Origin of the sequence: Enterococcus sp. 5B3_DIV0040, from assembly GCF_002140755.1 — a bacterium.
In the GTDB taxonomy this organism is placed as follows: Bacteria; Bacillota; Bacilli; order Lactobacillales; family Enterococcaceae; genus Enterococcus_D; species Enterococcus_D casseliflavus.
In genome coordinates this window covers 487,601-509,781 of record NZ_NGLC01000001.1, presented here as the reverse complement: position 1 = coordinate 509,781, position 22,181 = coordinate 487,601, and the positions used below count along the sequence as shown (strand labels likewise).

General features: G+C 42.4%; 17 protein-coding genes and 1 pseudogene. 5 read left to right on the top strand and 13 right to left on the bottom strand.

What is annotated here, in order from left to right; all coding sequences use genetic code 11:
• Position 1: 1 nt before the first annotated feature.
• The 3 genes from A5883_RS02500 to A5883_RS02490 all read right to left on the bottom strand — a co-directional run bounded on the left by A5883_RS02500 (position 2) and on the right by A5883_RS02490 (position 3,297).
• Positions 2 to 835 carry a carbohydrate ABC transporter permease gene (locus A5883_RS02500; RefSeq protein WP_086337951.1) on the bottom strand — a complete coding sequence of 278 codons (834 nt, stop codon included), beginning with the start codon at positions 833 to 835 and terminating at the stop codon, positions 2 to 4.
• Between the two features lie 3 nt (positions 836 to 838).
• Positions 839 to 1,798 carry a carbohydrate ABC transporter permease gene (locus A5883_RS02495; RefSeq protein WP_016608843.1) on the bottom strand — a complete coding sequence of 320 codons (960 nt, stop codon included), beginning with the start codon at positions 1,796 to 1,798 and terminating at the stop codon, positions 839 to 841.
• A gap of 188 nt (positions 1,799 to 1,986) precedes the next feature.
• On the bottom strand, positions 1,987 to 3,297 hold the full coding sequence (locus A5883_RS02490) for an ABC transporter substrate-binding protein (protein WP_086337950.1): 1,311 nt from the start codon (positions 3,295 to 3,297) through the stop codon (positions 1,987 to 1,989).
• 264 nt (positions 3,298 to 3,561) lie between these two features.
• Here A5883_RS02490 and A5883_RS02485 point away from each other — a divergent pair, with 264 nt between their 5' ends.
• Genes A5883_RS02485 through A5883_RS02475 form a run of 3 tightly spaced genes read left to right on the top strand, consistent with a single transcriptional unit; the run spans position 3,562 to position 7,404 of the window.
• Positions 3,562 to 4,218, top strand: coding sequence for a DUF624 domain-containing protein (locus tag A5883_RS02485; protein ID WP_010749870.1), 657 nt, complete (start codon positions 3,562 to 3,564; stop codon positions 4,216 to 4,218).
• Complete coding sequence (locus A5883_RS02480) at positions 4,187 to 5,956, top strand: sensor histidine kinase (protein ID WP_086337949.1); 1,770 nt, start codon at positions 4,187 to 4,189, stop codon at positions 5,954 to 5,956. Before A5883_RS02485 ends, A5883_RS02480 begins: the two co-directional genes overlap by 32 nt.
• Positions 5,953 to 7,404: a response regulator gene (locus A5883_RS02475; protein WP_005234181.1), complete on the top strand. Its 1,452-nt coding sequence runs from the start codon at positions 5,953 to 5,955 to the stop codon at positions 7,402 to 7,404. The genes A5883_RS02480 and A5883_RS02475 overlap by 4 nt, the downstream gene beginning before the upstream one ends.
• A 155-nt stretch (positions 7,405 to 7,559) precedes the next feature.
• On the opposite strand, the gene rhaM is transcribed toward A5883_RS02475, so the two are convergent.
• Together rhaM and bglB are read right to left on the bottom strand one after the other, a co-directional pair.
• A complete protein-coding gene (gene rhaM / locus A5883_RS02470; RefSeq protein WP_060791390.1) occupies positions 7,560 to 7,871 on the bottom strand; it encodes an L-rhamnose mutarotase in 312 nt (103 codons plus the stop codon).
• Between the two features lie 39 nt (positions 7,872 to 7,910).
• Positions 7,911 to 9,017 (bottom strand): beta-galactosidase BglB, encoded by a 1,107-nt coding sequence (gene bglB / locus A5883_RS02465; RefSeq protein WP_086337948.1) that lies wholly within the window; start codon positions 9,015 to 9,017, stop codon positions 7,911 to 7,913.
• 132 nt (positions 9,018 to 9,149) lie between these two features.
• On the opposite strand from bglB, the gene A5883_RS02460 reads away from it, so the two are divergent.
• Positions 9,150 to 10,034, top strand: a complete 885-nt coding sequence (locus A5883_RS02460) for an AraC family transcriptional regulator (protein ID WP_086337947.1) — start codon at positions 9,150 to 9,152, stop codon at positions 10,032 to 10,034.
• 124 nt (positions 10,035 to 10,158) lie between these two features.
• On the opposite strand, the gene A5883_RS02455 is transcribed toward A5883_RS02460, so the two are convergent.
• Complete coding sequence (locus A5883_RS02455) at positions 10,159 to 11,583, bottom strand: 6-phospho-beta-glucosidase (protein ID WP_086337946.1); 1,425 nt, start codon at positions 11,581 to 11,583, stop codon at positions 10,159 to 10,161.
• Between the two features lie 11 nt (positions 11,584 to 11,594).
• The gene (locus tag A5883_RS02450; RefSeq protein WP_086337945.1) at positions 11,595 to 13,451 is read right to left on the bottom strand and encodes a beta-glucoside-specific PTS transporter subunit IIABC; all 1,857 of its coding nucleotides are present in this window, start codon (positions 13,449 to 13,451) and stop codon (positions 11,595 to 11,597) included.
• A 469-nt stretch (positions 13,452 to 13,920) separates the two neighbouring features.
• Between A5883_RS02450 and A5883_RS02445 the strand changes: the two genes are divergently transcribed.
• Positions 13,921 to 14,742, top strand: coding sequence for an MBL fold metallo-hydrolase (locus tag A5883_RS02445; RefSeq protein ID WP_086337944.1), 822 nt, complete (start codon positions 13,921 to 13,923; stop codon positions 14,740 to 14,742).
• A gap of 35 nt (positions 14,743 to 14,777) precedes the next feature.
• Here A5883_RS02445 and A5883_RS02440 read toward each other — a convergent pair whose 3' ends face one another.
• The 6 genes and pseudogenes from A5883_RS02440 to A5883_RS02415 form a co-directional block, all read right to left on the bottom strand.
• Complete coding sequence (locus tag A5883_RS02440; RefSeq protein WP_074933326.1) at positions 14,778 to 15,665, bottom strand: MurR/RpiR family transcriptional regulator; 888 nt, start codon at positions 15,663 to 15,665, stop codon at positions 14,778 to 14,780.
• A 128-nt stretch (positions 15,666 to 15,793) separates the two neighbouring features.
• Positions 15,794 to 16,972, bottom strand: coding sequence for an MFS transporter (locus A5883_RS02435; protein WP_034858974.1), 1,179 nt, complete (start codon positions 16,970 to 16,972; stop codon positions 15,794 to 15,796).
• A 290-nt stretch (positions 16,973 to 17,262) separates the two neighbouring features.
• Positions 17,263 to 19,021: pseudogene (locus tag A5883_RS02430) on the bottom strand (1-deoxy-D-xylulose-5-phosphate synthase).
• A gap of 442 nt (positions 19,022 to 19,463) precedes the next feature.
• Positions 19,464 to 20,537, bottom strand: a complete 1,074-nt coding sequence (locus tag A5883_RS02425) for an ABC transporter substrate-binding protein (RefSeq protein ID WP_086337943.1) — start codon at positions 20,535 to 20,537, stop codon at positions 19,464 to 19,466.
• Entirely contained in the window at positions 20,534 to 21,370 is an 837-nt protein-coding gene (locus A5883_RS02420) for an ABC transporter permease (protein WP_005228535.1), read from the bottom strand. Before A5883_RS02420 ends, A5883_RS02425 begins: the two co-directional genes overlap by 4 nt.
• Complete coding sequence (locus tag A5883_RS02415; RefSeq protein ID WP_005234157.1) at positions 21,367 to 22,176, bottom strand: ABC transporter permease; 810 nt, start codon at positions 22,174 to 22,176, stop codon at positions 21,367 to 21,369. The genes A5883_RS02420 and A5883_RS02415 overlap by 4 nt, the downstream gene beginning before the upstream one ends.
• Between the last annotated feature and the right edge of the window lie 5 nt (positions 22,177 to 22,181).

Sequence of the window (22,181 nt, the reverse complement as noted above, 5' to 3'; positions counted from 1 at the left end):
ATTATTTAAGACCAGTCGTGCTGATGCCTTCAACAATGTATTTTTGAAAAATAAAGAAGATGATCAACACAGGCAGTAAGGAGACCACAGACATCGCGAACATCGCTCCCCAATTGGAGGTGCTGCTAGCATCTAGGAACTGCTTTAAGGCAATCGATACCGTGTAGTTTTGCGGACGTGTAAGGTACAGCATCGGTCCGATCAGTTCTTCCCATTTCCAATAGAAAGAGAAGATCGCAGCGTTTGCCAAGGAAGGCTTCATCAACGGTAGAATCACGCGGAAGAAAATACCGCCCCGTCCACAGCCGTCCATTTTTGCTGCTTCATCTAAATCTGTCGGGATCGCAGAGACGAATTGAACCATCATGAAAATAAAGAAAGCTTGTCCGAAGTATGAAGGAACGGTTACCGGACGAATCGAGTTAAGCCAGCCTAATTGATTAAACCAAAGATACTGAGGCACCATGATGATCTCTTGCGGCAGCATCATCGTGACCAAGATACAAGCAAACCAAAAGCCTTTTCCTTTGAAAGGAATTCGACCAAATCCATAAGAAATGACAGCCGAAGAACAGACCGCCCCTACCATTGAAATCAACGCGATTTGCAACGAGTTGAAAATATAGCGAATGAAGGGAATCCCTGCGATCCCTTCAAACCCCTTGGTAAAATTTTCTAACGTCCAGTTTCGGGGGATCAACTCCGTTGCCGTTCGAAAAATGTCACTACTAGGTTTAAAGGCACTAAACAGCAGCCAGAAAATCGGATAAAGCATCAGTAATGCAGCAACTAAGATCACGGCATCAAAGAAATAATTTTGTTTTTGTTCACGCATCAATCAAACCTCCTCGTTTTCTTTAAACACCCAAAATTTCGATGTTGCGAACAACAGAATCGTAATCAACCCAACGATGACCAGTAAAATCCACGCTAAGGCTGAAGCATAGCCCATTTTGAAATCGGTAAAGGCTCGTTGATACATGTACAAGGAATAGACTAACGTGCCGTTACGGGGTGAACCCGTCCCATTCGAAATGATAAACGCAGGTGTAAACGTCAAAAAGGCCATGATCGTTTGATAGATCAGATTGAAAAAGATGATTGGCGTCAGGACTGGAACCGTGATATTGAAAAACTGTCTGATTTTCCCTGCCCCATCAATTTCTGCCGCTTCGTAATAATCTTTCGGAATATTTTTCAAACCGGATAAGAAAATCAACATCGACGAGCCAAATTGCCACGCTGCTAATAAAATCAAGGTCATCAACGCTAAGCCAGGACTTTTAAAGAAGTAGATCGGGTCTAAGCCGATCGCCGCTAGCACGCCATTGATCAACCCTGAATCGCCAAAAAGATTCCGCCACATGATCGAGACCGCCACGCTCCCACCTAAAATCGAAGGGATATAAAATAATACCCGATAAGCGCCGCTTAATTTCGATGGGCGGTTGATCAGCATCGCCACTGCTAATGCGACGATCAGCCGTAAAGGGACTGCCAACACAACATATTTCAGCGTAACAGTCAGTGACTGAACAAACTTGGGATCATTCGTAAAAATCGTCTTAAAGTTATTCCAGCCAACAAATTGCGCCTCTGTCAATAAATCATAGTCATGAAAAGACATAAAAAGAGAAATCCCCATCGGGACGATAATAAAAGCAAAAAAGCCAATGATGAAGGGTGAGATAAATAAGTAGCCTGTAACCATATTCTGTTTTGATTCTGGTAATCGATTAAACCAGCTTTTGAGTTTCCCAGGCTCTTTTGCCGTGGGTGATTTTGATTGTAGTTCCATAATTTTCACTTCCTACCTCCTATAGTTGATTACGCTTACAAGTTGATTTTAACGAAGTGCTTCTTAAGAATGAATAGAAAAAAAAGCACAGAAATGTGAAAAACTAGAGGACCTATATTTTTTCCTCCATTGCTTCTCCTAAAAAAACGCCTTTACTGAAAAAGTCAGTAAAGGCGTCGCAGCTATGCTTATTGATAGTTTTCTGCAAAAATTTCTTCGCAGCGTTGCGTAAAGGCATCATAAGTTTCTTCTGGTGTCATGGTGCCATAAGTGATCTCTGCGTACAGCTCTTTAAAGTACGTGTTGATTTCAGCAAACCCAATTGGTGGGATTGGGGATGGATCACCAACGATGTCTGCAATATCATCTAAGAAATCAGAGGACTCTTGTTCTTCTGGTGTCATGTCGGCATAAAGCAATTCTTTGATGGCATCATTGGAAGGAATCCCCCGCTCAGTACCGATGATCTTATTGGCTTCTTCACTATTTACTAAAAAGTCAACAAACTTCGCAGCTGCTTCTTTTGATTCAGAAGCATTCGCGATCGAATAAAAGAACCCTGGTCGATACGCCATCGCCCCGTTTTCTGAGTCGAATGGACGAGCCAAGTTGATTTCGACATCTTCTGCGGCGGAGGCCTTATAGGTCAAGTATTGATTGGACCAAGTCATCATATAGGCTGCTTTTCCTTGTGAAAACGGATATTGATCCATACTGTTGGCATTGCTAGTCACTTCTGCGGTTGGCATTGCTTTGGCTTGCGTAAGATCTGCGATAGCCCCCATAAATTCAATCCAGTTTTCTTTGGTAAAACCGATCTCTGGTTTGCCGTCTGCATCGTATTGGTATAGATCTTCGCCTTTAGTACGTAAAAAGTATTGCAAAATCGTACTGTTGTCATTGTTATCATTCCAACCATAATCACCGGTTGCTTCAGCGATCGCTGCCGTACTTTCTACAAGGTCATCGAAGGTATAATTGCTAAAGTCGATCCCAGTGCCCCCTTGTTCTACCAATGAGGGATTGTAGAGCATCGCCATCGTATTGACAGAAGTTGGTATGCCAAAAACTTTTCCATCTAACTCGCCAGTTGCTAAAATTGATTCTTTGATATCATCGGTTTGAATCTCATTGCCGATAAATTCCGACATATCTGCTAATTGATTTTTCGTTCCATATTGCGCAATGTACTGCACATCCATCTGGATCACATCAGGTAATTCTCCAGAAGCCGCTTTTGTTGCTAGTTTTTTCCAATGGTCATCCCAAGAACCATATTCATATTCAACTTTGATGTCAGGATTTTGTTTCTCAAATTCTTTGATCGATTCGATATACTTCTCGTGTCTGACTTCTGAGCCCCACCAGGTAAAGGAAATCGTCGTTTTCCCATCTGCATCAGCTTCTGAGCTTCCGCTACTATTGCCGTTGTTGCCACAAGCTGCTAAGGTCGCACCAAGAAACAACAAGCTCGCTGCTTTTAAAAAAGTTTTCTTCATTCTTCTACACTCCTTTTTGTTTGCGCTTACAAGGTGATTGTAATGGAAATCCTCGTTAATAAAAATGAAAAAACAAGAGCAAATATGTGAAAAACTAGACTGTCGTTTTTGCTGAAGGCTAAGCCTTCACGGGCAATAGCTAGAAAAAAATAGAAAAACAGATGAAAAATGTAAAAAAACAGACATGCTCTATTTTTTCCAATATACTATGCTATACTAGCGTTGAAAAGGCTTACTTTTCAGAAAACAAGGTAGGTGGAAACAATGAAAAAAATACAAACCGGACTGTTTCGTCTTTTTACGGTAACAGCTTATTTTGCTAAATTAAACCTTTTATGGCTTTTCTTTACCCTTTTAGGGTTGGGGATTTTTGGCTTCGGTCCTGCCACCGCTGTCACGATTAAATGTTTACATGATTTTCGTAAAACTGGCCATGACTATTCAGCTGTTGCCTTCTGGCAAGCCTACAAGCAAGCCTTTCGCACCTTTTCCCTTTTTGGCATCGGATTATTGAGTACAGTACTCCTGTTGTTGTTTAACTTACGGATTACTCATTTTTTCCCGACTGAAATGGCTTGGCTGCGCCCTGTCTATTTACTTTTAACGATTCTCCTCCTTTACACTGCATTCATCAGCTTTATGACCTATGCCAAAGCCGAACAACACGCTTGGAAACAGACCTTGTACGTCAGTATCTTTCTAGTCTTTCGCTACCCACTGCAAGGCCTTGCCTTGTTGTTTACCTGGTATTTATTGTTTCTCTTATTGACTGCCAAAACCTCCTTGTTACTCGTCTTTGGACTAGTGATTTTCTTGTTTTTCGCTGAATTTTTTCATGGTCAGATGATTGAAAAAACCAAACAATTGCAAGCAAAGCGAGGCAGTGTCCATGAAGTCCCAGAAGCTGATCAATCACTTTAAAAAGCAGCCTTTTGAGCGACAGTTACATTTTGTCTTTTTTGCGACGGTGGCAATTATCGTCTCATTGGCTGTTCTCCTGACCTTAGTTTGGCGACAAGTCTACATGGCGCAGCTGAAAGAAGCCGCGTATAAAGATGTCTCGATCATTTCAACAAATATCGCCAAACGTTTAACTGCCGTCGAAACCCTCTCTTTTCGCATTATTGATAGTGCACCGATCCAAAATGGCCTACAAAGGATCTTGGCACAAGATTCCTTGCAATCCTTAGAGGCGATCGACCAAAAGAATGCCTTAAGTGCAGAAATCAACGCCCTCGTACGCAATGAATCAACGATTCAAAACGTCTATCTCTTTACCCCAACGAACGAAAACATGATCAACTTTCTAGCCGAGACCGACCATATCTTTAATGGCCAAACCATCAAAGATATGATCGAGACTTTGCCCGATAAGCCTGCCAAAGGGAGTTGGTTTTTTGCAAAAGACCTTTCTCAAGGTGTCTACCTGCGAAAAATCTATTCAACAGCCGATCTTTCTTTAACCTATATTGGTACGGTGATATTTCTAGTCAATACGTCCTTCTTTCGTAACGAGATCGAAAGTCTTCCCATTGTCTCTGAACAAAACCAATTTTTCATGGCGTATCAGAACCAATTTTATAGTACCGCAAATGACGAGCAAACCCTCGCTGCGGATCAAAATACCTTGCAGCAAAAAATAGGAACCTTCCAGCGATCGATCGGCTCCATGACGTTTGATAATCGCCAGTACTACTATGCAATGGATCGGAAGACGATGCCGAATATGACCTTCATTTATTTACTGCCTGAAAACCAAGTCTTAGCGGATCTTTATAAACTACAAGGCCTTTCCATCGCTGTGAGTTTGCCTTTTTTATGTTTGATTATTGTTGTGATTCGGAAAATAAGCAATCAGCTGACCCGTCCTTTAGCTGACTTGGCTTCGCAAATGGCCGTTCTGCGGAAAACGAAAAAACTGGCCTCTTTAAAGACCCTCGCTGTCCCAGAAAATAGTCAAGAAGAGATCATGGTCCTTTACGAAAGCTACAATACGATGATCGATGAATTAAATGCCTTGATCAAGGACAATTATGAAATGCGTATTTTGTCCCAAGAAATCGAATTTAAGGGATTGCAAGCGCAATTAGATCCGCATTTTCTCTACAATACGTTAGACTCGATCAACTGGATCGCCATTGAAAATCAGCAGTGGCAGATCTCAGAGATGGTCACCTCCCTTGCCTATTTGTTTCGTAAAAAAATCGATACCAAGTCTGACTTCACGACGCTGCAAGATGAGTTAGATATCGTGCATGCCTATATCAATATTCAAAACGTTCGCTTCGGGAAACGGATCGAGTATATCGAAGTAATTTTGGTGAATGACCTGTCCTTTAAGATTCCTAAGTTACTAATTCAACCATTGATTGAAAATGTCTTTAAATACGCCGTCAATGATATGAAGGAAACGTGTCGACTCATCCTCACGATTGAACAACAAGCAACCTTTCTCCAAGTCAGTGTCTCTGACAATGGCCCTGGTTTTAAAGCCAACTTCTCGATTGAAAAAGAAGGCGGCATCGGATTGACCAATATTCAAAAACGATTGCAACTGCATTATGGTGATCAAGCGTCGTTAGCCATCGTCTCCTCGATTCCCTTCAAAAAGACGACGGTGCGCTTTGTGATCCCCTTAAAAGGAGTGAGTGAAACATGAAAAATATCCTCGTTGTTGACGATGAACCCTTGATAGCAAATGGTGTGGCTAACCTCGTTGCTTCTTTTGATTTCCCATTAGTGGTCAAAGGAATTTACACAGACAGTGAAGAAGCCTTGGCATTTTGTCAGCAAAACACCATCGACATCGTGATTACCGACATCAATATGCCTAAAGTCAATGGACTTGCCTTGATCAAAAAATTAAAAGCCATCAATCCTGCGATTCAAATCATTATTTTGACAGGTTTTGGCAGCTTCTCCTTTGCCAAAGAAGCGATGGCTTTAGGGGTCAAATTTTTCCTTGAAAAACCTGTTTTTCCGAGCAAGCTTTCAGAAGCGTTGGCTGAGACGATCGAACGCTCTGAACGTCGCCAAATGGAATCTACCCTCTATTTAAAACAACAAATTGAACAATACATCAATAGCTGCGGAGAAGAACCGCTGCCTGAATCGTTCGTTTTTCCATTTTGTATGTACTTATTTGATTCGAAATTCTATCACGCCATCGCTAAGCGGATCGAAAGCTATGAGAACCATCACGAGTTGGTGATCGGTCATCAAAACAAAGTTGGCTATATCCTGAACTTCAGTACGGAAAATACCTTTAATCTCTTTTTTAAAACGAAGGTACAGGCTGCGCATCTAGGAAAAGGGATCGCCATCAATTGCTGGGTCGAAACTCCCGAAAAATTTTTACTCAGTTATCATTTAGGCAAGCGGAACTTGGATAAGGAGTTTTATTTTGATACCTTTGAAGTCATCCAAGAAGCCCAAATCTCACAAGAAAATGTCTATGAAAATAGTCTCTATATGGAATACCGTGAAAAACTTTTGGCATTGATCGACAAAGGCGAACTGACTTTAGCCCAAGTTCTTACGGAAAACTTTTTTTCTACCTGTCGCATGGAGCTTTACCCTGTCCAACTATTGCGGCTGCAGGTCAACGATTTGTTATCGGCAATTTTTGAAAACCATCGCATCAAAAAAGACATTTACTTTGATGACTATTCCCCAAAGATCATGCTCTTGAATAATTGGCACGAACTCCAGTTTATGCTGCTTCACTGTATCGATTTGATGCGGGGCAGCTTAGATGATAGCGAGAACATGCAGCTGTCCCAAAAGGTCAACCTGATCATCGAAGAATATTATGACCATGAAGCATTGTCATTGAAATGGATCGCAGCCCATCTTTTGTACTTGAATCCTGAATACTTAGGAAAAACCTATTACAAAGAAACCGGGATTCGCTTCAATCAAAAATTAGCCGAATACCGCATCCAAAAAGCACAAGAACTGCTGAAGAAAAACTACAAAGTCTACGAAGTGGCAGCGATGACGGGCTTTAGCAATGCGCCTGAATATTTTGTTCAAACGTTCAAAAAGATTACTGGTATGACACCAAAGAAATTTTTGAAGCAACAAGAAAAAGCCCTTCTCTCTTAACGTTTCTTCTATAACGAAAGCATTGTTTTGCTATTTCAACAAAAGAGGTAGTCCGCTCACGAATGTGAGCGAGCTACCTCTTTGACTAACGAGTGATTGATGTCAAACAACTGATGCGACCGTGTTCGTTTTAAGGAATGAGCGTTTTGTCTAGCTTACAGCGTAAAGACTTCCTTTAACTCCTGTGTCACTGGCGAATCATCAGGATTTGTTTCCATGAGTTCTGCCATGTAATGCCACCATTTTTGGTTGATCTCGGTTGCCGCTAACTGCTGCCAGCGGGTTTCATCTTCAATCTCAAGGTAGCCAAACAACGCAAGGGTTTCTGGATCTAAGAAAATCTGGTAGCTTTTCGCCCCGTGTGCTATGAGCTGCTCTTTTAGTTCTGGCCATAGTTCGCGATGCCGTTTTTCATATTCTGCTTCATATCCAGGATGTAGCTTCATCCGAATCGCTTTTTTGATCATCTTTGTCTGCTCCTCTCTTCATTGCCTAAGGTGTTTAACTTAACAAAATGAAACCAATAGTTCAGTAAATGCTAAGACTGTCAGTGATTGCCCGTAAGGCATCGCCGTAATCGCAATGTTTTTGTAGTACGCCAAGTCTTCTCCCATTCCAGTACCGATGGAAACATTTTGGACTTCTCCATCTTCTGCGACTTGTTCGATCAAACCGGCTAACGCTTTATAGGCAACATCTTCCCAAGCTTTGTCAATGTAACGCTTATGAACGGCTTTTAAAATCCCATAGGCAAAACCAGCCGTCGCGGAAGCCTCCACATACGAACTAGGATCGTCTAACAAGGTGTGCCACAGGCCACTTTCATCTTGCATTTCTTGCAAGGCAGTTAGTTGGTCTAAGAGGGTATTGATCAAGAAGCCCCGTAACGCATCTCCTTCTTGCAAGTCGAGAATTTCAATGATCTCAGGAATCGCAATGGTGATCCAGCAGTTGCCTCTTGCCCAAAGCGCTTGTGCATAATTGTGGCGTTCTTCAAAGGTCCAGCCGTGGAACCAAAGCCCAGTTTTTTTATCCACTAAGTATTTGATATGGATCATAAATTGTTGTTTTGCTTCTTCGATATAAGCCGGACGATTCAGCAACATGCCAATTTTCGCCAAAGGCAAAGCAGTCATCATCAAGGTATCGTCCCAAAGCTGGTTGCGATTTTCTGGTCCATAGGTCGCATGCTGCAGACCATTTTCGTCGGTTCGCGGCATATCATGCATGACCCATTCCGCCCATTGTTCAAGGTAAGGCAAGTAACGAGAATCTTTGGTGTCTTCATAAAGATACGCCATTGCCAAAAGCGGCGCCATCGTGTTGACATTTTTAGGCGGCGCGCCTTCTAACATCCGCTGCTCAAACCATTCTTCCACAACTTGGAGCGCTTTAAGATTTTTGGTGATTTGGTAGTTTTTATAAATGCCATATAGTCCCACCCCTTGCGGCCAGTTCCAAATCCCCCAGCTTTTATCATCAACGATCAAGCCGTCAAAGTCTAATAGAAATTCACCATTATCATCCTTGATCGTCGTTAAATTTTCGATCATGCGATCAATTTTTTCTTCCACGACACGTTTTTCCACAAATAACTGTTCTAAAATCACCATTGGGTTCATCCTCTCATTTCTCTTTGATAGATTGATCGTAACACGCTTACATTTACACAAAAATAGCAGTTATTGACACTTTACTATCTATTCTTGTATGATAAAATCAAACGAGCATGAAAGGAGCCAATCATGGAGAAGCAAAGTGCGGACACGATGATCAACGATCGCTTTGAGACCTTTCATATCAAAGACATCGTAGAAGAAAGCAATACCCTTTATCATTACCATAGTTTTTATGAGATTCACTGTACCTTAAAAGGATCAGCGATCTTCTTTATCGATGGCGGAGAATTCCCTTTAGAACCTGGTACGATCATCTTGATTCCTCCGAATGTCTTGCATCGAATCGTCCATCAAACTTCTGATTTTTTCGAGCGAACCTACCTGTATATCAATCCTAGTTATCTCGCTGCCCTCTCCACTACCCAAACAGATCTCACTGCCTGTTTTCGTAGCAACGGCGGCATCAACAGTCGTATTTTATCGATCGATGCCGACCAACTAGACCAGCTATTGCGACCTTTGCGCAAAAAAACGGATAGCAATTATGGCACCGACTTACTTTATCAAAATCATTTGATCGCGTTTTTGATTTCCATCAATACGATTGCCTATCAGGAAAAAGAACCGCTGTTTTTATCCGACTCACTCTATAAAAATAAAGACATTTTGGCTGCCATTACCTATATCAATCAGCATTTGACCGCTGATCTCTCCTTAGAGACCGTCGCCAAAGCCCTTTTCATGAGCCCATACTCGCTTTCAAGGACCTTCAAAAAAGAAACTGGCGTCGCCTTTCATGCCTATGTCGTCAAGAAACGACTCTTAAAGAGCAAAGAAATTTTACGTAAAACCAGAAGCGCCACCGCCACCTTCGAAGCTTGCGGCTTCAACTCCTATACCCATTTTTTACGCTGCTTCAAACAAGAATTTCAACTGACACCAAAAGAATTTTTACAAGAAGAAGCCCAAAATCAGTTTGTTCGTTTTACGCATTTTGCAGGGAAAAAATAGCAAGCCGTTGCAAAGCGTCCACCATTGGCTCGTGTAAAAAAAGAGTTCCTGCTTCCCTGTCCTGATGTTGCACGACACAATACAAAAAGAATGACACATTTTCTCGTGTCATTCTTTTTGTATATTATAAAACTTCCCCATTTGAAGCGATCACTTTTTTATACCACTCAAAGGATTTTTTCTTGGTTCGTTTCAAGGTGCCGTTGCCTTGATCGTCTCGATCCACATAGATAAAGCCGTAGCGTTTACTCATTTGACCGGTGCTGGCTGCTACAAGATCAATACAACCCCAAGTAGTATAACCAAGTAGTTCCACGCCGTCGATCGTCACCGCATCTTTGAAGGCTTGAATATGTTTTTTTAAATAGTCGATCCGATAATCGTCTGCGACAAACCCATTCTCATCAGGGGTATCGATCGCCCCTAACCCATTTTCTACTATAAACAACGGTTTTTGATAGCGATCATACAATTGATTCAATGAATTTCTCAGTCCTAACGGATCAATCTGCCACCCCCACTCAGTCGATGATAGATGTTCATTTTTAATTGATGGAAAGAGATTCCCTGTCGCTTGCGTATAGTCTTCTGGGTGGGCACTGACCGTTCGAGAACAGTAATAAGAAAAACTGACAAAATCAACAGGAGAAGCCGCTAAAATCGCCTCGTCCTCAGGTGTTATTTTGATTGTTAAGCATTCTCGCTCAAATTTTTTCAAGGCATAATTGGGGTATTTGCCTCGGGCTTGCACATCGATAAAGAAATAGCCTTCGCGATCACGATTGATTGCTTCTTGGTAATCTTCAGGTCGGCAAGTATAAGGATAATGACTGCCACCAGCCAGCATACAACCAACTTGATTGGTCGGATCGATTTCATGAGCCTTTTGGGTTGCTAAGGCACTGGCGACTAACTGATGATGCGCTGCTTGGTATTTGATTTCTTGACGATTGTCCCCTTCTTTAAAGACGATCCCGCCACCTACAAAGGGCTGATGCAGCAAAATATTGATTTCATTGATCGTCAGCCAATATTTGACCAACCCGCGATAGCGTTGGAAGACGGTTTCCGCATAAGTCACATAGAAATCAATGAGTCGGCGATTTTTCCAGCCACCAAATTCCTTGATCAAATGCAGCGGAACATCGAAGTGGGCAATCGTGACTAATGGCTCGATTTGATGTTTTCTCAATTCTTTGAAGATTTTCTCATAAAAAAGCAGTCCTTCTTCGTTGGGCGCTTCGTCATTGCCATTCGGAAAAATCCGTGACCAAGAAAGTGACATCCGATACACGTTAAACCCCATTTCGGCAAAAAGGGCAATATCTTCCATATAATGGTGGTACATATCAATGGCCGTTTGGGCTGGATAAAAAGAATCTTCCTGCCATTCCAACATTTCCAGTTCACCCGTAGCGACCTTTGCGCGATCAGGACCAGTTGGTAAGAGGTCGACATTTGATAAGCCACGTCCTCCTGCTAATACGCCTCCTTCTGCTTGATTGGCAGCCGTTGCACCACCCCATAAAAAATCATCTGATAATCCCATGTTATTTCCTCCTAAACTTTGACTACAAGTACTTCCTCTTCTTTAGCTACCAATCCTTCCTTCACAAGTTCGACTGCGGTATATTGTGGTGTATTGGTAACGATGATCGGTACTTGTGTGACATATCCTGCAGCTTTTATCTGCTGTACATCGAACGTCAGCAGTCGCTGTCCTTTTGTAACTTTTTGCTCTGCTTCTACTAACGCATCAAAATACTGACCATTTAGTTCCACTGTGTCTAAACCGACATGGATCAACAATTCAATTCCCGTGTCTGAAACCAATCCAATCGCGTGTTTGGTAGGAAAAACAGCAGCGACTTTTCCATCAAAAGGCGCAATGACTTCACCGATGGGTTCATCGACCGCAAATCCTTTTCCGAGTGCTTCAGAAGCAAATGCGTCATCTTTGACTTGATTCAGTGGCATCACGGTTCCTGGTACAGGATTGATCAATAGGGTATCTTCTAAGACTACTGCTTTCATATCTGGAACATCAATTGTCACTTTTGTTTCATATTTGAAACTTAAGACATAGGTAACGACCGCACTCACCACAGCTGCAATCACCAATGCGATAATGATATTCCAAAAATAGCGCATCGTATCATCACCGATATATAGTAAGACTGCTGGGAGACCAGACGAACCGGTCGCAAAGCGATGCGTATTGGTCAAGCCAGCATACAAACCACCAGAAGCCCCACCGATCATTGCCGCAACTAACGGATATTTTTTTGGCAAATTGATTCCATATAAAGCGGGTTCAGTAATCCCCATGTAGGCAGTAATCGCCCCTGATACCGCCAACTGCTTAGTCTTTTTCTCTTTCGTACGCAATGCGACAATTGCTACTGCGGTTGCTTGAGCTATGTTTGAGACTAATGCCCCTGGACCAAAAATACTGTCATACCCAAGTTCTGCCATTTGCATCACCCCTAAAGGAGCAATCCCATTGTGCAAACCAAACATCACCATGATTGGTAAAAAGCCCCCAATCAAAACCGCTGGAACCCAGCTAGCATGGACACTTAAGAAGGTAAAGAAAGTTGCCAAATAGCCACCCAAGATACTACCGATCGGTCCAAATAGCGAGAAGGCTAATGTACCCATTATCAAGAATGTTAGCATTGGAACAAAAACCAGTTCTACTGATTTTGGAATCACTTTGTTCAAAAACTTTTCGACATACGATTGGAAAAAAATCACGATCAGGATCGGAATAACTGATCCCGTATAGTTTGCTAATGTAAAAGGAATAACCCCAAAAAAGTGAACGGGTTCGCCTGCTGTGACCAAGGCACCCCAATTAGGATGCATCATCATAGCAGCCACTGAAGCCGCTAAAATCGGATTGCATCGCAATTTTTGTGCCACAGTGAAGGCCAGGATCATTGGTAAGAAGAAGAAAACACCATCTGCAAAAAGATTCAGCATGTAATAGGTTTGCGAATCAGCGGTGATCACATCAAAGACGATCAACAAAGCCAAAACTGCCTTAACCATTCCAGCACCGGACAATGCCGGAATAATTGGTTGAAACGTTCCTGCCACAAAATCGATCACTGCAGCTGCCGGCCCTTTTTTCTCCCCAGGCTCTGACGTCCCTGATGATTGAAGCGAAACCAATTTTGTGACTTCTTCATAGACATCTTTGACATGTGTTCCAATCACGACTTGATGTACCCCTGCGTTATTGATGTATTTGGCAACCCCATCGAGTGCCTCTAGTTCTCCTTGATCTATACACTTTTCATCTTTGACTTTAAAGCGTAATCGTGTTTGACAATGATAGGCATCCGTGATATTTTCTTGTCCCCCCAGATACTGGACGATTTTTTTTGCTAATGATTGATAATTTTCACTCATACATTCCACCCCTAGATAAATTTCAAAGAAAATCTATGTTGTATGTGCTCACCGGTAAAACATACTGTTCTTTCTGCCAGCAATGTACCATTTTTAGAGAGCGGTTCCAACACATTTTCCTAAAGTCGAAATGGATTTCACCTTTTCATTAAATACCGCTCTTTTTTCGAAATTTATTCCACGAAAAGACCCCGCACTGCCTTGACGAAGCCAGGAGAAACAATGGTATAATTTACTCTATGAATGCGACACTTTTGAATTGTGGCAATCAAAAACAATCGATGGGCGCACGCCATAGAATAATCATGTAAAAAATGGCGGCATAATACTCTCTTAAAATTACTGGAACTGCAGCTTCTTTCCCCCAAACCGTTGAAGCACCTCATAATGGAACAACGATTCAGCATAGCCTGTTACGAACGGCGATGCTGCGTTGGAATAAAAAAACAGGCGAAGGGAACGAAAAAAAATGACAAACGCACAACAAGCAATTCCTCCAAAAACGATTGTCTTTAACGAAAAAGCTTTTCAAAAAACGGATCAAACGATCATTCGATGGTTAGGAAATTCCGGCATTCTTTTAAACAGCCGGGGTACTTGTATCATGGTCGATCCGGTCTTAGAAGGATTTGACCTGCCGTTACTGATCGATCTGCCAATCAAACCGTCGGCAGTTCCTCACTTAGATGCGGTATTGATCACCCATTCGGATAACGATCATTACAGCATTCCGACAATTGACAAATTAGTTTCTGTTACCGACAGCTTTCATGGACCCAAGTATGTCGCCGAACTTATACAAGAGCACTTTCATGTTGCTGCCCAAGGCCACGATATCTATGATTCATTCACCGTGAAGAATTTGACGATTTCTTTAACAAAGGCGTATCACCTTTGGCAAAATGAAACGACAAAATTTGATCGTGTCTTCCAAATTGAGGACTATTGTGGCTTTTGGATCGATACACCTGATGGCTCCTTGTGGATTCCTGGAGATTCTCGTCTTTTACCAGAGCAATTAGAGATGCCTCAGCCAGATGCGATCTTGTTTGACTTTAACGACAACGCGTGGCACATCGGCTTTGAGAATGCCGTCAAGCTGGCAAACACCTATCCGCATGCTGAATTGATCCTCTCCCATTGGGGAACAGTGGATGCTCCGCATATCGATGCCTTTAATGGGGATCCTGAAGCTTTGTACGATCGGATCGTCAATCCAAAGCGGATTCGTCTTGTCGCTGCCGGTGAGCCTATCGAATTGAAATCAACCACTCCTAACAATGTACAATAGGGAAAAAGGACCACACCATATTCGGTGCGGTCCTTTTATTCTTCTGCCATCTCTTTAAACGTCGTTTTTCGGCTCGTCTCTAAAAAACGAGCATTGGTGATTTTCATTTGGATATTTTCCTGATAATCGAGGGAAAAAATCTTAGCAAACAAAACTGTCAAAAGGAACTGAATCGATTCTTCTGTGGAAAAATTTCCGATTTTGGAATACAGTTTTTCTCGGCTAGCAATCGTCAAGACGATCGTCGAATAGTCCCGCAAATAGTTCTCTCCACCACTCGTAATACTGATAATCGGCACACCATTTTTCAACAATGTTTTCACATTTTTCATAGGATACGTTTCTGAATTATTACCAGAATAAGAGATCAGAATGGCACAATCCTGTGGGGTCAGCGTATTAGAAATCAAGCCAGATTCATCCGCATCTGCAAGAAAGGCTTTTTTATGGATCGTGTTTAAGTTGCGTTTAAACAGCTGTCCGAAATAAGAATTTGGACTACGCCCATAGATGACGATGGTTTGAGCGCCATTGATGAGCCTCGCAGCTTGATTCAGGTCTTTTACGGTCATAAGTGCCGCTGTTTCTTTAATCGTTTGCATACGCAAGTTCGCCAAGTTTTCAATGATTTCTAATGTGTCTGCAGCTTCATCAAAAGGAATGTTCACATCGATTGCTGCTGACCCATCATCAAAATGAGCCAATTCGTGCATGAAGGCATATACAAATTCTTTCCAACCAGAAAAGCCAAAATATTTTGCAAAACGGACCAGCGTCGGCTTGGAAGTATGGGTCAGTTTTGCGATTTCTTCCATGCTATACTCACTAACTTTTTCTCGATTGCTTAATAAAAAGTCACCGATCGTTCGTCTCGCATCATTTTGTTTAAACGCTGCTTCTTCAATTTTTTGAAAAAGATACATCTGGTTCTCCCCTCTGATTGACGCCTGCAGTTTGTCTAGTACGCTCAACTCATCATTGTTTCTTTTTATTATAAGCGATGAGAAGGATGAAATGAAGATGGAAAAACGAGGATTAAGCTAGCTTTCGCCTATCCTCGTTCAAAATACAGAAAGTATTTATTTCCCAAAAAAGCTAGAACACCAATCAAGCACAACAAGCCCCCTGATAGGATCATCTGCATCCCTGCTGTTTCATTGCCACTGACTAGTATCAGCAAGCGTGATGCATAAGGTGCTAACGTGACTCCTAAATTGTAAGCAACGATCGAGACGATCGTGCCAAACTTAGCTTCCGCTTCACCACCAGTCGTCAGCAAGTGGGTGAAAAAAGGCATGATGTTGCGAAAGGCAAAGCCTAGTAGTAGAGAACAACCCAAGAGCAGCCCCACCGTCTGCAAGGGATACGTCAAATAGATGCTGCTTCCTGCAAGCAATGCCGCAATGGGTAGCAACCAGCGATGTAGGCGGCTATATATCAAGCCAAAGGCATTGCCTGCGATAAATGCCCCCGTCGCAATGGCGGCGATCATGTTACTGCCATCGGTCGCATCACCGATTCCTTTTTCCAACAACAACGGGGTGATCTGCAGATTGTAGTTGATAAACAAGACAACGATTAGAAACAAGAGCACCCCCAAAACAAATGACTTTTGTTTCCGTTCTTTTGAAACCGTCACGTTCGCTATCAGAGCCGCATCAGTGTTCGCTTTTGTTTCGTTGGGAATAAACACCTGAACAAAAAAGAGACTGATCAAGGCAAAGCCATAAACGAAGAAAGAGATCTCCCAACTGATCTTCACTAGCTGCCCTACCAGCAAAGTCATAAAGATACCGCCTAAACCACCGACGGCACTTTCTAACCCAAGAGCCTTGGCTTTCTTTTGCGGCTCATTTTGAAACAACAAACTAATCATTTGAATCGCCAAACGATTGAATAAGCCGATCCCAAAGCCAAGAATCGCGCGCGAAAGAAACAAGACGGGAAAGCTCCCCTGATACCATGCCGGCAGCGTGCCAAAAATCGCCACAATGACCAAGCCGGTGACCATCGTGTATTTTTTACCGATCCTTTTTTCGATCATGCTGGTAGTAAAAATCCCCAGCAAAAGAAACAATGACGGAATCGTGGTCAGTAACCCGACGTAGACCGCATCTACTTCTGGAAAGCTTGCCGCAATTGCGGGAACATTGGCAGAAATCGCCGGTGCCGAATAGACGACCATTGCCACCGACAACAGTGCCAACAACTTCATTGAAAAAAATTTCATAGTTACCCCTTTTCTTTTTTCAAAATACTTTTTTATTTTCTCTGAGCTCAACCGGATAAGACACCAAAGCAATCTTTTCCTACCTCTTTATTATTTGCTGGATCGCCAGCATTTGACCAATGCTTCCTACGCTGAGGCTTTATGCTTGAAAAGCATTGGTCTTCTGCATTTGCTGCAGATCGTCACCGATAGTCTGCGAAAAAACCTTGCAGTCTGTTTTTCTGCAAGGTTTTCTTCGATCATTCATTTTTTAACAATCCTATCAGCCACACAAGACACCCTAAGAGAACTTATTTCTGCAGCTGTTCTATGACATCTTTCGTAATTGCCTCAGCAGTGATACCAAGTTCGGATAAAACGTCCGCTGCTCGGTAGTTATCATAAAATTTCTTTTCTAAGCCATAGTTTTTGACGGCGATCTCACGATCACCAAGATAGCTGGCAATCATTTGTCCATAGCCGCCCTCTCGTATACCGTCTTCCAACGTGACAACGAGTTTATGCGCTCGTGCCACAGCATCCAGCAATTCGTTGTCGACTCCTGAAATAAACTTAGGATTGATCACCGTTGGGGTAATTCCATGTTGCATTTCCAATTGTTCAGCGATCTCTTCTGCTAGCGCATAAAAGTTTCCGACACCGACGATGGCTACCTGCGTGCCAGCTTGAGTCACCTCATTTTTTTGATCGCTGTAGTCAGTAGAGGCTGCTCGTACCGTTTCGTTGACAGGTCCAACCGGTACTCGGATCGCAACTGGAGCGTTGGTTTGTTCCAGCGACCAATCCAACATTGCTAGATATTCTTCTTTAGAGGTTGGCGCAAGATAAACAAGGTTGGGAATATGTGCCAAAAATGGAATATCAAAAATTCCCAAATGGCTCTCGTCATTCATTCCATGAATCGATGCACCGTATACCAGAATCGTTCCAGGCAGATGATTTAAGGCCAAATCATGGGAAATTTGATCAAAACTACGTTGCATAAAGGTAGAAAAAACGGCCCAGACAGGTTTCGCTCCATTTTTTGCTAACCCAGCAACCATCGATACCGCATGTTCTTCTGCAATACCCACATCTACAAATTGTTTACCTGCTTTTTCTCGTTGTTCTGGAGAAAAAAGCAGCATCGGTGTACCAGCATTTACAGCCACGACTTTAGGATCTGTCGCCATTTTTTCTAATAAATAATCCGTCGTTAAGCTGTTGTAGGTTACTTGATTGCCCCCAGCAGAAATATATTCGCCGGTTTCTAAATGAAAGGGACCGCCTGCATGAAACTTTTCACGATTTTCTTCCGCAAACTTGAAGCCTTTGCCTTTGATCGTATGAATGTGTAATAAAACAGGATGATCAATGTCTTTCACTTTTTCAAATAAAGCGATCAAGGCAGCGAGGTCATTTCCTTCATCTAAATAGTGGTACTCAAAACCAATCGCTTTGAACAGATTGTCTTCTGCTTGCCCCTTGGTTTCCCGCAATACCCGCAAATTCTGGTACATCCCCCCCATGGTTTTCCGCGATTGATTGGTCATTGTCGTTGAGGATCACGATGGTATTGGTGCCTAATTCCACAATATTGTTCAAGCCTTCAAACGCTAAGCCACCTGATAGAGAACCATCGCCAATGACGGCAACGACGTTATACGTTTCATTTTTTAGGTCACGGGCTTTCGCCACACCATTTGCCAACGAAACTGAGGTGGAGGTATGACCGACTGTAAAGAGATCGTGCTCGCTTTCTTTCGGATTCGTGTAACCAGAAACCGCATCATACTGCGTAGCATCAAGAAAGGCATGGGCGCGTCCTGTCAGCATTTTATGGATATAGGTCTGATGAGACACATCAAAAATCAGCTTATCGGTGGGGGAATCAAAGACTTTATGCAACGCGATCGTCATCTCAACCATCCCCAGATTAGGGCCATTGTGCCCTCCATGGTGACTGATTTTTTCCAATAAAGCAGTTCGTGCTTCTACTACCAGTTCTTGAAGTTGCCCGCTGGTCAATTCTTTTAACTCTTTGGGGCTTTTGATTTTTTCTAATAACATGTACGTACCTCCTGTAGAAATGTTTGAATGGTTCGTGTGTTTACTCACAAGGAAAAAGACACGAAGTCGAAATGAGTGGATCGTTCTCTAAAATGAAAAAAAGCGGCAATCGGAGCTGGACGCTCTTTTTTAAATTCCTGTCAAACCAAGAAATAGCAAGTTATCCTAAAGGGATATCGTGATTTTTCTTAGTTCTAACCATCGCTGCTCATTTCTTCTATCTAAAAAGATACCACCTAGAGTTGACTTTAGGTCAAGTGGTTTTTGAAACATTTTGAACAAAACGAGGTTGATTTTTCCTAATTATTGAAACAATTGCAGGTTTATTCTCTATAAATTTCCTTTTCTAATACATATTCCTAGAGGTTCATTTGATATGTCATAGTAAATTATAAAAAACTGCCATTAAACAGGATCCATTCCCTGCTTAATGGCAGTTTGCTTACTTCCGATACATCTTCAATTCCAAGAACAAATCATTATAGATGCCCAGATACTCAGCACCTAAGTTTTCATAGACTTCGAGGTGTTCCATTAATTCATCGGATGGATAGAATTGTTCGTCTTCGGTGATCTCGTCAGGCAGTAATGCCTTGGCTTCTTGGTTAGGTGTGGAATAGCCGATGTATTCTGCGTTTTGTGCAGCGTTCTCGGGTTCTAGCATAAAGTTCAAGAAGGCGTAAGCACCGGCTTCGTTTTGTGAGGTCTTAGGAATGACCATATTATCAAACCACAGGTTGGAGCCTTCCGAAGGGATCACGTAATGAATGTGCTCGTTTTCGTACATCATGTCGGCTGCTTCCCCAGAAAATGTGACCGCAACCGATGCTTCTTCATTTGCCATGTACATCTTGATTTCATCTGCGACGATGGCTTTGATGTTTGGGGTCATGGTCCGTAGCTTATTGAATGCCTCTTGCAGCTGATCATCGTCTTTGCTGTTAAGAGAATAGCCTAAGCTGTCCAAACCTAATCCCATCACTTCACGCGCGCCATCGATCAGCATGATGCTATTTGCTAATTCGGGTTTCCAAAGATCGTCCCATTGGGTGATCTCACCTTCATCAAAGAATTTATCGTTATAGACGATCCCCAGTGTTCCCCAGAAATAAGGGATGGAATATTGATTGCCTGGATCAAAACTCAGGTCCAAAAAGCGAGGGTCGATATTGTCTAGCCCTTTAATTTTACTGTGATCCAATGGTTTTAAAAGATTTTGTTCCATCATTTTCTCAATCATGTATTCACTCGGTATGGCGATGTCATAAGACGTACCACCTTGTTGGATCTTCGTGAACATCGCTTCATTTGAGTCAAAGGTTTCATAGTTGACTTTGTAGCCTGTCTCTTCTTCAAACTTACTGATCAAATCAGGGTCGATGTAGTCGCCCCAGTTGTAGATGTTGACGACCTCAGCGCCTGCCATACCAGAGGAGCGTTCCAATTCACGGACACCAAAGAGCAAGATCAGGACGATCGCAACAATACCGATAATCAGAGATTGTAGTCGTTTCATCGCAGATTTGCCACCTCCACACGGCGGTTTTTACGCAATTTCTTCGCGCCGTTTTCTTTACTGATAAAGTAATAGCCTACCACCAGGATCATGGAGAATAAGAAGACAAGTGTACTTAATGCATTGATTTCTAAACTGATTCCTTGACGTGCTCTAGAATAGATCTCTACCGATAAGGTACTAAAGCCATTGCCTGTCACAAAGAATGTCACGGCAAAATCATCGAGTGAATAAGTAAAGGCCATGAAATAGCCAGCGATGATGCCTGGTGTCAAGAAAGGCAAAATGATATTTTTAATGACTTGAAAATTATTCGCGCCTAAATCACGGGCAGCATCAATCATTGAATCGTTCATCTCTTGCAGTTTCGGCAAGACCATCAACACCACGATCGGGATACTAAAGGCGATATGCGAAAGCAATACGCTGAAAAAGCCTAAGCTAAACCCACGGAACAAGTTGCCGATCATCGTAAAGAAAATCAAGAAGCTGGCACCAATGATGACATCTGGTGAAACCAACAAAATATTATTCAAACTCAACAATGCCGTTCTCGTTCGGCGTTTGCGGGTATAGTAGATGCCCATCGCACCAAATGTGCCGATGATCGTTGCCAGTAATGCTGATAAAAATGCCAGCATAAAGGTGTTCAACACGATGATCATCAAGCGGGTATCTTGAAAGACGGATTGGTAATGTTCAAAAGTGAAACCCGTAAAAGCATTCATGGTGCCTCCTTCATTGAAGGAATAGAAAATCAAATAAAAGATCGGCACGTACAAAAGAATAAAGACGACGATCAGATAAAGATTCGACCAGCGAAATTTTTTCATTTACGTTGCCCTCCTTTTTTCTTTTCTCCCGTAAACAGCATCACGAGGAACATAGCGATGATCAAAATGACGCCGATGGTTGAACCCATGCCCCAGTTTTGGGTAACGAGAAAGTGCTGCTCGATCGCCGTACCAAGCGTGATTACGCGATTGCCCCCAATCAAACGGGTCAACATGAAGAGGGAGAGCGACGGAATGAAGACGGCTTGGACGCCGCTTTTCACACCGTTTAACGACAGAGGGAAAATCACTCGTCGAAACGTATCATAGCTGTTTGCCCCTAAATCGCGGCTGGCACTGATCAAAGAGGGATTCATTTCTTCTAAGGCATTAAAAATCGGCATAATCATAAAGGGCAGTTCGATATAGACGGCAACCGTCAAAAAGCTAAAGTCGGTAAACAAAATCTGCTTTGGTCCAACACCCATGATTTCTAGGAAGTTGTTGACACTGCCATGAATGCCGAAGATCCCAATAAACGCATAGGCTTTTAACAATAAGTTGACCCACGTTGGTAAGATGATCAACAGCAGCCATAAATCTTTGTGACGCAGCTTAGTTAAGAAATAGGCTGTCGGGTAGCTGATCACTAAGGTAATCAAGGTGATCAAAAAGGCATACCAAACCGAGTTTAAGGTCATGATCAAATATTTGCCAGAACCTAAGTAGCTTTGATAATTGACCAGCGAAAAGTTGCCGTTCATATCAAAAAAGGATTGGTAGATGATCAATAAGACTGGTGCAATAACAAATAGCAATAACCAAAAGACATAGGGTATCGCATAAAAACGACGCATTTTCGTCATTAGCT